This is a genomic window from Cellulomonas taurus, assembly GCF_012931845.1.
Lineage (GTDB): Bacteria > Actinomycetota > Actinomycetes > Actinomycetales > Cellulomonadaceae > Cellulomonas > Cellulomonas taurus.
On sequence record NZ_CP051884.1, the window covers coordinates 3,095,338 to 3,108,714 of the forward strand.

The following is a 13,377-nucleotide window of genomic DNA, read 5'->3' on the forward strand; positions in this document are numbered from 1 at the left end:
TCGACTCTCTGGGAGGACATTCGTGCTGGACAGAACCATGCCCCTCGCCGGCCGGGGTGACGTGCCCCGACCGCAGCGCCGCGGGGCGTCACGACGGGCCGCGCTCGCCGGCATCACCACGCTGGCGGTGCTGACCGCGGGGCTGGCCCCGGTCGCGCTCGCCCCGGTGGCCCTCGCCGACCCGGCGCCCGCCGCATCGACCACCAGCTTCGGGGTCGGTCCGGTCTCGGGTGTCGTCCCGGACGGGGTCTGCGCTGTGCGGGCCACGGTGATCGGCGGGGCGGGCGGCCGGTCCGCCGCGGGTGCCGACGGCCGGGGTGCGAACGGTGGCGGCGCCAGCATCGTGGCGACCTTCGACGTCGTGCCGGGCATGTCCGTCGGCGGCGCTGTCGGTGGCGGCGGGCGGCAGAACTCCGCGAAGTCGGGTGGCGCCGGTGGCGCCAACGGCGGTGGCGCGGGCGGTTCGGCCCAGGAGGATCACGGCGGCGCCGGTGGTGGCGGGTACAGCGAGCTGCTGATCGACGGGGACCTGGTGGTGCTCGCCGGCGGCGGCGGTGGATCCGGCGGCGGTCACTCGACCTCCAGCGACGGATTCGGCGGCGACGCGGGGCTTCCCACCGCGGCCGGACAGACCGCGGCCGGCGCGCCCGGCACCGACGGCTACGAGGGCCTGACGGCCGCCCAGCAGCCCATCATCGTGGGTGGCGGCGCCGGAGGCACCCAGACCGGCGGCGCGGGTGGTGTGCACAGCACCGACGCCAGCCTCAACGGGCTGCCGGGCGTTGACCGGACCGGCGGCGCCGGCGCGCCCGACCCGAACTACGACGCGGGCGGCGGTGGCGGTGGCGGCTTCGCCGGCGGTGGCGGTGGCGCCTCGACGGTGATCAAGAACACCGAGCCGGACGGCAGCGGCACGGTCAGGAACACGGTGGCCGGTGGTGGCGGCGGTGGCGGGTCCAGCTTCGTGGCCGACTCCGCGACCGACATCTCCGCCACGGCCGTCGGCCGGGTCACCGGGACCGGCACCGGCGCGGCGGGCTCGATCGTGCTCGACTGGGTGGAGTGCGACTACGACCTGGCCGTGACCAAGACGGTGGCGGTCGAGGACGGCGCAGCCGCCACCACCGGAACCGCGATCTCGGGCGACCTGCTCACCTGGACCGTCACCGTCACCAACAACGGCCCCCAGGCCATGACCCGCGGTGACGTCGTGACCCTGCGGGACACCCTGCCGGGCGCGGCACCGGCGACCCTCACCTCCCTCACCACGGCCGGTGGCAGCAACGACGCCTTCGAGCGCGGCGCCCTCACCTGCAACGCCGCCGTCGGTGAGGCGGTGCCGGCCGCCCTGGAGTGCGCGCGTCCGTTCGCCCTGCTGGGCGGGGACGCCTCGGGCAGCCGGGGGTTGGACGTCGGCGAGTCCCTGACCGTGGTCTACACCCAGTCCGTGACCGAAGCACCGGGCGCCGTCCTGGCGAACACCGGATCCGTCGTGGACCGGGGGGAGCCGGGCGACAACACCGCGACCTCCACCGTCACCGTGATCGGCCCGCCGACTGCGACCGACGACACCGACACCGGCAACACGATCGGTACCGCCGTCACGGTGGATCTGCTCGCCAACGACGCCGGCACCAGCGCCGACCTCGATCCGAGCTCCGTGGTGCTGCGCGACCCGGCCGGCGACTGGGTCACCTCCCTGGTCGTCCCGGGCGAGGGCACCTGGACCGTGGACACCACCACCGGCCACGTGACCTTCACCCCGGAGCCCGGGTTCCTGGTCGACCCGACGCCGGTCGACTATCGGGTGAGCGACACCAACGGCCTGACCGCCACGGCCACCGTCACGGTCGACTACGTGCCGGCCGCGGCCGACGACAGCGACCTCGGCAACGCGATCGGCGAGGTCGTCGTCCTGGACGTGCTCGGCAACGACACCGGTGACCTGGACCCGACCAGCGTCCGCCTGCTCACCGCCGACGGTGCACCGGTCACCCGGCTCGACGTCCCCGGCGAGGGCACCTGGACCGTGGACACCACCACCGGCCACGTGACCTTCACCCCGGAGGCCGGATTCCTGGTCGACCCGACGCCGGTCGGCTACCAGGTGACCGACACCACCGGGGACACCGTCGGCGCCGTCATCACGGTCGGCTACCTGCCCGACGCCGCGGACGACGCCTCGCGCGGCAACACGGTGGGGCAGCCCGTCCCGGTCGACGTGCTGGCCAACGACACCGGGGACATGGACCCGACCACAGTGCGGCTGCTGGACGGTTCGGGTCAGCCCGTCACCGACCTCACCGTGCCGGGCGAGGGCGTGTGGACCGTCGACGTCCAGACCGGTGTGGTGACATTCATCCCGCAGGACGGGTTCGTGCTGAACCCGACGCCGGTCCGCTACCAGGTCACCGACAGCACCGGTGACACGGTCACCGCGCAGGTGCTGGTGACCTACCTCCCGCTGGCCACCGACGACGTGCGCACCGGGCTGACGATCGGCGACCCGGTCACGGTGCCGGTCATGGGCAACGACACCGGGGACCTCGACCCCACCAGCGTGCGGCTGATCTCGCCCTCCGGTGAGCGGGTCACCCACCTGCGGGTGCCCGGCGAGGGCACCTGGACCGTCGACCCGGTCACCGGTGCGATCACCTTCACCCCGGAGGACGGCTACGCCGGTCACCCCACCCCGGTGACCTACGAGATCGCGACCACCGCGGGTGACACGGCATCGGCGCTGGTCGTGGTCACCTACCTGCCGCAGGCCGCGGACGACGCGGATCGGGACAACGCACGCGGCACCGCCGTGACCGTGGACGTGCTGGGCAACGACCGGGGGGCGCTCGATCCCACCAGCGTCCGGCTGATCGGCCCGAACGGTGAGCTCGTGACCGAGCTGGCCGTCGCGGGCCAGGGTGTCTGGACGGTCGACCCGCGGACCGGTGCCATCACCTTCACCCCGGCGGCCGGTTTCACCGGTGACCCGGACCCGATCGGCTACCAGGTGCTCGATGTGGCCGGGAACCCGACCACCGCCCGGGTCGTCATCACCTACCAGGCGCCGCAGGTGGCCCCGCCGGCACCCACGGCACCGACGGCACCGGCGGCCCCAGCGGCCGGCCCGGTCGGCCTGGCGGTGACCGGTGGCGAGGCGGCCGGTCTTGCCGGAGCGGCGGCGGTACTGCTGCTCCTCGGCGCAGGCCTGATCGCATGGCGCCGTCGGAGCGCGCGGAGCTGATCCGCGCCCCTCGACCCAGGAGGCCCCGGTGCATGCGGCGCACCGGGGCCTCCTGGCTGTCCCCTTCCGGGCCGTCGCGGGTCGACCGCCCGGTCAGGACGCCGGTCGTGGGCCCGACCGGCTCGATGCCGCTCGGTATGCTCGAGGTCGTGCCGCTGAGTCCCGAGCGCCCGATGTCGAGCGCCGTCTCCTCCGACCGCCGGTCGGGCGCGTCCCCGATGGTGGCGACCACCGCACTGGCCACGGTGATGGCCGTCTCGGTGGTCCAGGTGGCGACCGCCGCGGTGCTGCCCGCGTTGTCCCGCACCCTGGGGCTGGCCGACTGGCAGGCGGGTGCGGTGACCTCGCTGTCGGCCGTGGTGGTCGTGCTGACCAGCCGGTCCTGGGGGCGGGCCGCCGACCGGCGCGGGCCGCTGCCGGTCGTGCTGACCGGTGCCGCCGCTGGAGTGGCGAGCACGCTGATGCTCGCGGCCGTCGTCGCCGCCGAGGCCCTGCCACCGGGGATCGCGTGGGCGGTGCTGCTGGTCGCCCGCGGCGTGATCTTCGGTGTCGCGGCGGCGGCCGTCGGACCCGCGGTCCAGGCGTTCCTGGTCGCCGGGGCCGATGACGTGCGCCGGGTGGCGTGGATCGCCCGAGGCGGTGCCGCCCGCGGGGTGGGCACCGCCGTCGGTGCCGGGCTGGCGGCGGGCCTCGGTGCCGTCGCCGTCGCCCTGCCGGTGCTGGCGGCGGCTGCGGTGTTGGCCGCCGCCGCTGTCGGGTTCGGCGGGGCAGTCCGCCGTCGCGGCATCCCGGGCCCCGAGGCCGGGTGGACCGATCCCCCACCCGACCGCGCACCCGAGCTCCCGCCCGCGCGTGGCGTCAGCCTGCGTGGCCCGGCGATCCGCGGCGCGCTGGTGTCCTCCGCCGCCGTCTTCCTCGCCCTGTCGCTGGTGCAGAGCACGGTGGGCTTCCTGGTGCAGGACCGGTACGCGCTCGCCGCGGAACGCGCCACCGCCCTCACCGGCACGCTGCTGCTGATGGCCGGGCTCGGATCGGTGCTCGCCCAGGGGGTGCTGGTCCCCCGGTTGGCCTGGCCACCGCGGCGGTGGATGCTCGTCGGTGGCATCGTGATCGTCCCGGTGCTGGTGGTCTACGCCCTGCCGGTCCCGGCACCCGTGCTGATGGCCGTCGCGCTGCTCTTCGGTGCCGGGGTCGGGGCCGCCGCCGCCGGGTGCACCGCGGCGGCGGCAGCGGCGGTCGGACCGGAGACCCAGGGCGACGTCGCGGGTGTGGTCAACGCGGTGAACGCCGGGACCTTCATGCTGGGGCCGCTGGTGGGCACCACCGCCTACGGCCTGCACCCGACGCTTCCGGCCCTCGGCGCCGTGGCGGCCGGTCTCACCCTGTTCGTCGCCAGGAGGTTCGTGCCGTGACCGCCCTTCCCACCGCCTCGGTGCGCCACGGCGTGCCCCGGCTGCCGTCGTGGCACGTCGCCAGCGCCGCGGAGTCGACCGGCGACGCGGCGCTGCTGGTGGTGCACGGCCCGGCGGGCGCGGGCAAGTCGCAGTTCCTGGCCTGGTGGGCACGCACCGTGCTCCCGGCCGACCGACCGGTGATCTGGCTGGACACCGCCTCCGCACCATCCGGCGAGGGGTTGTGGTGGCGGGTGCAGCAGGCCCTGCTCACCACCGGGCTGCTGCCTGAGGACGCCGCGGCACCGACCGACCGGCGTGGCCACGCCGACGACGCGATCCTGGACGACCTGCACCGGCTGACGGCACCGGTGGTCCTGGTGATCGACGGCTACGACCGCCTCTCCTCGCCCACGGTCGACAACCGCCTGGTGCGGATGCTGCGCCGGATCGACCGCCTGCACGTCGCGGTCGCGACCCGCCGCAATCCTGCCCACCTGATCGGTGCCGCCGCGCTGTCCCTGGATGTCACCGAGGTCGGCCCCACCGACCTGACGCTGGACACGGCCGCCACCGCCGCGATGCTGCGGGCCGCCGGCGTCGATCCCCTGATCGACTCCGGTGTCGCCGACCGGGTGCGCACCGCCACCCACGGGCTGGCGCTCGCCGTGCGCGCGGTGGCCATCGGGGCGGCCCGGGGCGGCACCGACCTGCGCACCGCCGGCGCGGACGATCTGGCCCGGCTCGCGGCCCGCGGAGTGGTCCCGGCGCTGGTGGACCACCAGGACGACGCCTACCTCCAGGCGGCCCGACGGCTGTCCGTCACCGAGGCGGTCACCCCACGCCTGGCCGTCACCCTGGCCGGCCCGGGCGGAGCCGACGTGCTCACGGCACTGGAGGCCGACGGACTCGGCACCTGGTACGACGACGCCTTCGTGCTCACCCCGGTCGTCCGCGCCGCGCTGCGCGCCGATCTGGACCGGGCCGAGCCACGATCCGTGGACGCGCTGCTGCGCGCGGTGACCGCCTGGGGGCTGTCCACTCACACGTTGTACCCGGCGCTGCACGCGGCGGCGGAGCTTCGGGACGTGGAGCTGCTGCAGACCACGGTGCTGCGGATCTGGGGCACCGGGCAGGTCCGGGACGCGGCGGAGACCATCCGGGTCCTGGAGTCGCTGCCGATCACCGCGCTCAGCCGCAGCCCGCAGCTGACCCTGCTGTTGGCCCTGCTCTACAACACCCGCCCGGAGCATCGGGTGAAGGCGCTGGAGTGGTTCGGCATCGCCGCGGTCGCCACCGTCTACCACCTGCCCCGTGCGACGCCGGCGGAGCGGGCGGTGCTGCGCACCGGGGAGAGCCTCGCGGCACGGCTGCTCGGCCGAGGCGGCCGCGCCCGCACCGCCGCGCTCTCCGCGCTCGACCACCTGGCGCAGGTCCCGCCGGGCAGCGACGGCACCGTCGACGTCCTGCGCGGGCTGATGCACCGCCAGCTCGGGATCAGTCTGATCAGCGGCGGGGACATCGACCACGGACTGCGGACGATCGAGGCGGCGCTGCCGCACTCCGCCACCGGTTCGCTGGCCGAGTTCAGCACCTACAGCCTGTTGGCAGGTCTGAGCGCCGCTCACGGTGACCTGGTCGCCGCCCGGCACCACCTGCGGGTCGCCGAGCCGATCGAGCCACCCGCCCGACCGGAGACCGCCTACCGGCGTTCCACCCTGGACCTGGCGCGCCTGCACCTCGCGGTCGAGGACGGCGACCTCGACCGGGCCGATGCTCTGCTGCGCGGGATGGCGACCGAGCTGCGCACCAACGAGTTCTGGCCGGCCTTCGCCGAGGTGCAGGCCACGGTCGATCTGCTCCGGGGTCGGCTGGTGTCCGGCACCGAGGCCCTCGACCAGCGGATGCGGCGCGGCCGCCGCTCGCCGATGACCTCGGCCTGGCGGGCACGCCTGATCGCCGCGCGCTCGCTGCTCGCCCTGGCCGGTGGGCAGGCCGAGGGCGGCCTGGCGATGCTGCAACCGGTCCCGTCCACCCAGCCCAGCGCGCGGGTGGCCCGGGCGCGGCTGCTGCTGTCGACCGGGCGGCCCGAGGACGCCCTGGCCCTGGTGGCGGCGCCCGACCTGCCGGACGAGGGGCCGCGCCTGCAGGTCGCTCGACGACTGCTCCTGGCCGCCGCGTCGGTTCGGCACGGGGCGCGGGCACCAGCCGCGCGAGCGCTCCAGGAGGCTGCGGCGGTCGTCGCGCACGGCGGCTCCGCGACCGGCTGGATCCTGCTGTCGACCGAGGAGCGGACGGCGGTGCGCGAGCTCGCCGCCGGGCTCGCCGACCCCGACGTCGACGCCTTCCTGGCCCGGACCGGGTCGGTGCCGGCGGTGATCCCCGATGCCCGGGACGCCGTCGACCTCACCGAGCGCGAACTCGTCGTGCTGGGCGCGCTGGCGGACGACACCAACCTCGCGGAGGTGGCAGCCCGGCTGCACGTCTCCCTCAACACGGTCAAGTCCCAGGTGCGCTCGACCTACCGCAAACTCGGCGTGCGCCGCCGGGTGGACGCGCTGGCCCGGGCCCGCGAGCTCGGGCTGCTCTGACCAGGTTCTCAGCCGTGCAGGTCGCCGATCCCCACCACCCGGTCGGCGGTCCGCACCGCGCCAGGACGGTGCGCGATCACCAGCACCGTCCGACCCGTGCACACCTCGACCAGGGCGTCCTGGATCGCCGCCTCGGTCGCCACGTCCAGCTGACTGGTCGCCTCGTCCAGGATCAGCACCGGGGCGTCGAGCAGCAGCGCACGGGCGATCGCCAGCCGCTGCCGCTGGCCACCGGAGAGCCGCTCCCCCATCTCCCCGACCCGGGTGTCGTACCCGTCGGGCATGGCGACGATGGCGTCGTGCAGAGCGGCGCGTCGGCACGCCTGTTCCAGGTCGGCGTCGGAGGCGTCCGGTGCCGCCAGGCGCAGGTTGGCGGCCAGCGTGTCGTTGAACAGGTACGTGCTCTGACCGACCACGGCGACGTGCCGCCGCAGCTCGTCCAGGGCCACGTCCCGGATGTCGACGCCGCCGAGCAGCACCCGGCCCGCCTGCGGATCCCAGGCACGGGTGAGCAGGTTGACCAGCGTCGACTTGCCGGAGCCCGACGGTCCGACCACCGCGGTGGTGGTGCCGGCCGGGATCTCCAGGGTGACACCGTCCAGCACCGGCCCGGCGGCCCGCGCCCGGGTGGGCAGCGCGTCGTCGGGGTCGAGCTCCGGCACCGGGTAGCCGAAGGTCACGTTCTCGAACCGGATGTCCAGCCCGCCGTCGGGCAGGCGGACCGGTGCGGCGGGGCTGGTGGTGGCAGGGGCGGAGTCGGTGATCCGCCAGATCCGCCGCGCGGCGGCGAATGCCTGTTCCAGGTCGGGGACGACGCCCTCGACCGCCAGGACCGGGGTGAACACCGCCAGCGAGACCACGACGGTGACCACCAAGTCGTCCCAGGCCAGGTCACCGGCGCGCATCCGCGCGGCCCCGATCAGGGCGACGGTGGCGACGGCCGCGACCATCAGCACCGCGTTCGCGGCACGACGGCGTGCGGTCCAGACCGCGAGCACATCCAGTCCGGCGCTGATCCGACCGTCGACTTGTGCGGCCGCTGCGCGGCGGCGGCCGGCGGCACCGAAGGCCAGCACCTCCCGCACCCCCTGCAGGGACTCGGTGATCAACTGGGCCAGCCGGCCGCGTTCGCCCCGCACGGTCGCGGCGGCCGCGGCACTCGGCTCCCGGCCCCAGGCGGGCACGATCGCACCGACCAGCACCAGGAACGGCACCAGCACCAGCGGCAGCACCGGGTCGGTGGTGGTCGCCAGCGCGATCAGGGTGATCACCGGGACCAGCACGGCGCTGATCGCCGGGACCAGGGTGTGCGCGAAGAACACCTCGACCCGGTCGACGTCCTTGGTGGCACGGTTGACCAGGTCACCGGTGCGCCGGGACAGCACCCCGGCGGGCGACTGCGGTGCGAGCCGGTCGTAGAAGTCGACCCGGAGCATCGCCAGCGCCCGGAACGCGACCGCGTGGCCGGAGAACTGCTCCAGGTAGCGCAGCACCCCCTTGACCAGCGACAGGACGATGAGGGTCCAGACGATCGGCGCGATCCGCGGCTCGGGGTCGGTGACCATCCGGGCGACCCCGGCGGCGGCGACCGCGAGCAGCCCGATCCCGAGCAGCTGGCCCAGCACCCGGCAGACCAGGGACAGGCCGAGCGGTGCCAGCACCGGGCGACCGAAGCGGATCAGGCGCCGGGAGATCTGCGCCCGGGTCAGCTCACTCATCGGATGTCCCCCATCCCCGACAGGTCCAACGCACGGGCGTAGTACGAGTCGATGCTGCCCAACTGGTCGGGCGGTCCCTGTTCGACGATCTGCCCCTCGGCGAGCACCAGCACCTGGTCGGCACCGCGCACCGTGCTCAACCGGTGCGCGACCAGCAGCACGGTGCGCCCCGCCCCCGCCCGGTCCAGCGCCTCGACCAGCGCCGACTCCGAGGCCGCGTCCACCTGGCTGGTCGGCTCGTCCAGCACCAGGATCGGCGCGTCCTTGAGCAGTGCCCGGGCGACGGCCAGCCGCTGCGCCTGCCCGCCGGACAGCGACAGTCCCCGTTCGCCGACCCGGGTGGCCAGGCCGTCCGGGAAGCCGCGCACGTCATCGGCGAGATTCGCCTCGCTCAGCACGTGCCAGAGGGTGTCGTCGTCGGCGGTCGGGTCGGCGAGCCGCAGGTTGTCGGCCAGGGTGCCGGTGAACAGGTACGTGGTCTGGGCGACCACCGCGATCTGCTCGCGCACCCAGTCGGTCGGCACCGTGGTCACGTCCTGTCCACCGACCCGGATCGACCCGGCGGTGGGTCGCAGGTGGGCCTGGACCAGGGTGGCGACCGTGCTCTTGCCGGAGCCCGACGGTCCGATCAGCGCGACCCGCCCGCCGACCGGCACCGTGAAGGACACGTCCCGCAGCACCGGCCCACCGCCGGGGTAGGCGAAGTCCACGTGCTCCAGGGCCAGCGCCTCGGTGCTGTCGGTCGTCGCGGGGACCCGCACGCCCGGCGCGTCCTCGACCACCGCGTGCTGGGCCAGCACGGTGTCGATCTCCCGCACGGCGGCGCGGCCGCCCATCCCGACGTAGAAGAACTGGCCGACCCGGTCCAGCGGTTCGAGCAGCACGGTGGAGATCAGCACCACGGAGATCGCCTGCCCCGGCGTGATCGCACCGTCCCGCAGCCGGTTCATGGCCAGCCCGGCGGCCGCGGCGATCATCGCCAGTGAGAACGAGGAGTCGATCACCAGCAGCACGACCTGGTTCCCGGCCAGCAGCCGCATCACCTGCCGCCGCAGGTCCTCGGCGGACCGGGCGAGTTCGGCGCCCTTGGCGCGCGCCCGGCTGAAGGCGGTGGCGGTCGGCAGGCCCTGGATCGCGTCCAGGTACTGCGCGGCGAACCGGCGCGAGGTCATCCGGTACCGGCCGGACACCCCGCGGAACGCCTTCTGGAAGCCGCCGACCAGCAGCGGGATCGCGGGCAGAGCCACGGCGAGCCACAGCGCGATCACCGGGTCGACCACCACCCCCAGGCCGACCAGCGCGATCACCGGCACGGTCATCGACGCCAGGATCGGCCAGCGGAAGGTCGCCTCGTAGTTCGCCGCGCGCTCCACCCCGTCGGTGGCGGTGCTGACGAAGCGGCCCGACCGTTCCTGGGTCCGGAATGCCACGCCGAGGCGGAACATCTGGTCCAGCAGCACGTCGCGGCGCTGACCCTCGCGCGGGCCGACCGCGCCCAGGCTGATCCGCGGACCGACGAAGGCGGCGACCGCCAGACCGAGCACCGCGACCACCAGGACCACGATCGGCGCCAGCGGCATGCCCGCGCCGATCCGGCTCGGCTCCAGCACGGAACCGAGCGCGAGGTAGGCGGCTGTGGTGCAGGCGGCGACCGCCCAGGTCAGGACCGCGGGCAGCACCAGCACCCGGCGCGGCAGCGGCGGGGTCGGCACCACGGGCGGACCCACCGGGCCGCTGGGTCGGCCGGGGTGTCCGCCCGGGTGACCACCGGGGTGCCCACCCGGGTGACCGCTCGGTCGCCCACCGGGATGCCCTCCGGGGCGACCCCCCGGATGAGCGGGACGATCACCGGGGTGACCGCTGCCGGGGCGGTGTGCGGGGTGCTGCGGGGAGGTCATGCGAAGGTCCTCAACGACGGATGCCGACCGGGGCGGAGCGGCCAGTGGACGACACCCTGCCACGCGCCGCGGCGGAACGGCGGCGCAGCAGCACGACAGTGACCACCACCACGCTCAGCAGCAGGAGGACGGCGAGCGCGGCCCACGGCGGTGCCAGCACCGAGCGCGTGGTGGAGGCGGTGATCACCGCGCCGTGACCGGCACCGACGGCACTGCCCTGTGCCCGGACGGTGACCTCGGCCCGACCCCAGGTGTGCACTCCGGTGACGGTGAGCTCGCGTTCCACCGACGACCCGGCCAGCACCTCGACCTGTTCCGCGCCGGACACGTCGACCACTCGCCCGGCACCGACCAACCCGGCGACCGCCACCGCGTCGGTGGGCACCAGCCGCGTGTTCCCGGAATTGGTCAGCCGGTACCGGATCAGCAGGGTGTCCCCGGCGATCGGGTTCAGCGCCGCCCGCCGGTCGATCGTCAGGTCGCTGACCGTCAGACCGGGTGTCAGCTCGCCGGACACCCGGACGTGCATCCGCAGGGCGAGCCGACGGTCCAGCCGGACCGTGCCGTCGTCCCCGGTCGCCGCCGACAGCGCGGTGAGGATGCCGCCGGAGTGGTCGCCCGGGGTGGCATCGGCCGGGACGGTGACGGTGAACGGCACCGAGACCGTGGTGCCGGCCGGGACGTCGATGGCACCGACCTCCGGCACGATCCACCGTCCCACGTCCGTCGACTCCTGGTCGGCGGGCAGCAGATCGAGCTGACCGGAGGTGGTGGTCAGTCCGTCCGCCCCGTAGACGGCCAGGTGCAGGTCGGCGCTGCCGCGGTTCGTCACGTCCAGCACGTCGTGCAGCACGGTCCCGGGGTCGAGGGTGTAGGCGTAGTTCGCCCGGTCGATGCCGTGCTCGGTGTCACCGGGGGCCACCCCCCAGGTCACCGAGGAGGGGTCGGCGTCGGTCGGGGTGGCCGACGCCTGCGCCGCGGCGGGCGACACCAGCGCGAGCAGCAGCCCGACCAGCACGATCGCACCACCACGACGGCGAGCGGGGGGAACGGGGGCGTCGATGTCAACCCACCACGGTCAGGGTCAGCACACCGGTGTAGTTCCCGGCTGCCGTGTTCCGCGGGACCGACAACTGGAGAGCGGCGTCCACCGAGACGCTCCCCGCACTGTGCCCGGCCGGGGCGGACACCAGGGTGCTCGCGGCCGACAGTCCGGATCCGGACCCGGCGGCGACCGTCGGGCCGGCCACCGCGCCCACCGTGTTGTCGACCAGCGACGGCGTCCAGCCGAGGGCGGAGCCGGGGAAGCTGGCGGCGCCGGAGCTGAACGCGGTCGCCGAGCCGTTCACCGTCCAGGCACCAGCGGCGGCCCGGGTGTCGGAGACGGTGACCCGGTTCAGGGCACCGGAGGCGACGAAGGCGCTCGCCGTCGCCTGCGCGGTCCCCAGGTTCACCCGGGTGTCGGGGTTCTGCACGGTCCAGGTGAGTTCGCCGTCGCCCGGGGTGCCCGGATCGGTGTCCTCCGGGATCGTCACGCCCAGGTCGATGTCCTCACCGGTTCCGGGGGTGGTGCCCGGGTCGGTGCCGGTCCCCCCATCCACGGTCCATGCCACGCTCAGCGGGGCCGCGACCTTGCGCGGGTCGGCGGAGCCACCCGAGGAGTACCAGTACGACGACTGCCCGGTCTTGGCCTGGAAGTCGACGAACGCCTGCGGGAACGATCCCCAGGACGTGCCGGTGCGCGCCTGGGTGCCGGACGCGGGAGTGACCTCGACCCCCAGGTAGTCCGGGGTGACCACGAAGCCGTCGGCGTCCACCGTGACCGCACTCAGGTTCGCCAGGACGACCTGCTCCGGTGGCAGGGCGACCCACTGCGACTGGTCGTCCATCGAGGTGCCGTACCCGGAGACGGTGCCGGTGAGCTGCCCCGTCCCGTCGGCCACGGTCAGCACCGGATCGGACAGCGTCCAGTAGCTCATGCCGCCGTAGAAGGCCACCGTCAGGTCGCCGTCCCAGGCGATGCTGGCAGTGCCCGCCGCGGTGTCCACCGTGCCGGAACCGGCGGCGAACACCCCGGTGGAACCGGTCGACGCGCCGGGAGCCGCGGCGGCACCGGCGGCGGTCTGGCACTTGGTCGCCCAGGTCGCGACGGCGCTGCCGGACGGGGTGTCCTTCTGCACGGACACGTTGCCGACCTGACCGGAGTAGAAGCCGTCCGCCTCGGTCCACGCGCGGGAGGACCCGGAGTTCCCGGCCGCGCCCGCGGACAGGAAGTTGCAGCCACCGAAGTAGGCACCGGAGGTCGCCTCGGCGCTGAGCGCCCAGCGCAGTTCCACGTCGTCCACCGGGGTGGGGCCGGTGGCGGCGGAGGCCGTCAGGGTGCCCGCGACCCCCATCCCGCACCCGAGCGCCACCGTCGCGAGCACCGCGGACCAGCGGTGTCGGGCGCGATTCTCCCGTTGAGCCATCGTCAGTTCCTCTCCTCTGCCGACCACGGAGGTCGGCCCCGACCGTGCGCCCCACAGCGCACGGGTGTTC

7 protein-coding genes are annotated in these 13,377 nt (G+C 74.7%); 3 read left to right on the forward strand and 4 right to left on the reverse strand.

Annotated features, from left to right (window positions below):
• The first annotated feature begins 37 nt into the window (after positions 1 to 37).
• The 3 genes from HGK68_RS14355 to HGK68_RS14365 all read left to right on the forward strand — a co-directional run bounded on the left by HGK68_RS14355 (position 38) and on the right by HGK68_RS14365 (position 7,223).
• Complete coding sequence (locus HGK68_RS14355; protein WP_169166575.1) at positions 38 to 3,241, forward strand: Ig-like domain-containing protein; 3,204 nt, start codon at positions 38 to 40, stop codon at positions 3,239 to 3,241.
• Positions 3,242 to 3,390: 149 nt separating this feature from the next.
• Positions 3,391 to 4,653 (forward strand): MFS transporter, encoded by a 1,263-nt coding sequence (locus HGK68_RS14360; protein WP_169166576.1) that lies wholly within the window; start codon positions 3,391 to 3,393, stop codon positions 4,651 to 4,653.
• Positions 4,650 to 7,223 carry a LuxR C-terminal-related transcriptional regulator gene (locus tag HGK68_RS14365; RefSeq protein ID WP_169166577.1) on the forward strand — a complete coding sequence of 858 codons (2,574 nt, stop codon included), beginning with the start codon at positions 4,650 to 4,652 and terminating at the stop codon, positions 7,221 to 7,223. Before HGK68_RS14360 ends, HGK68_RS14365 begins: the two co-directional genes overlap by 4 nt.
• An 8-nt stretch (positions 7,224 to 7,231) precedes the next feature.
• Here HGK68_RS14365 and cydC read toward each other — a convergent pair whose 3' ends face one another.
• From cydC to HGK68_RS14385, 4 genes are all read right to left on the reverse strand, one after another.
• Positions 7,232 to 8,941 carry a thiol reductant ABC exporter subunit CydC gene (gene cydC / locus HGK68_RS14370; protein ID WP_169166578.1) on the reverse strand — a complete coding sequence of 570 codons (1,710 nt, stop codon included), beginning with the start codon at positions 8,939 to 8,941 and terminating at the stop codon, positions 7,232 to 7,234.
• Positions 8,938 to 10,656 (reverse strand): ABC transporter ATP-binding protein/permease, encoded by a 1,719-nt coding sequence (locus HGK68_RS14375; protein ID WP_169166579.1) that lies wholly within the window; start codon positions 10,654 to 10,656, stop codon positions 8,938 to 8,940. Before HGK68_RS14375 ends, cydC begins: the two co-directional genes overlap by 4 nt.
• Before the next feature lie 193 nt (positions 10,657 to 10,849).
• Entirely contained in the window at positions 10,850 to 11,857 is a 1,008-nt protein-coding gene (locus tag HGK68_RS14380) for a DUF916 domain-containing protein (RefSeq protein WP_169166580.1), read from the reverse strand.
• A 46-nt stretch (positions 11,858 to 11,903) separates the two neighbouring features.
• Complete coding sequence (locus HGK68_RS14385) at positions 11,904 to 13,307, reverse strand: WxL domain-containing protein (RefSeq protein WP_169166581.1); 1,404 nt, start codon at positions 13,305 to 13,307, stop codon at positions 11,904 to 11,906.
• Between the last annotated feature and the right edge of the window lie 70 nt (positions 13,308 to 13,377).

What these genes read in the sequence shown, in the direction of transcription:
- HGK68_RS14355 (WP_169166575.1), top strand. Translation starts at nt 38, where the DNA reads ATGCCCCTCGCCGGCCGGGGTGACGTGCCCCGACCGCAGCGCCGCGGG.
- cydC (WP_169166578.1), bottom strand. Translation starts at nt 8,941, where the DNA reads ATGAGTGAGCTGACCCGGGCGCAGATCTCCCGGCGCCTGATCCGCTTC.
- HGK68_RS14385 (WP_169166581.1), bottom strand. Translation starts at nt 13,307, where the DNA reads ATGGCTCAACGGGAGAATCGCGCCCGACACCGCTGGTCCGCGGTGCTC.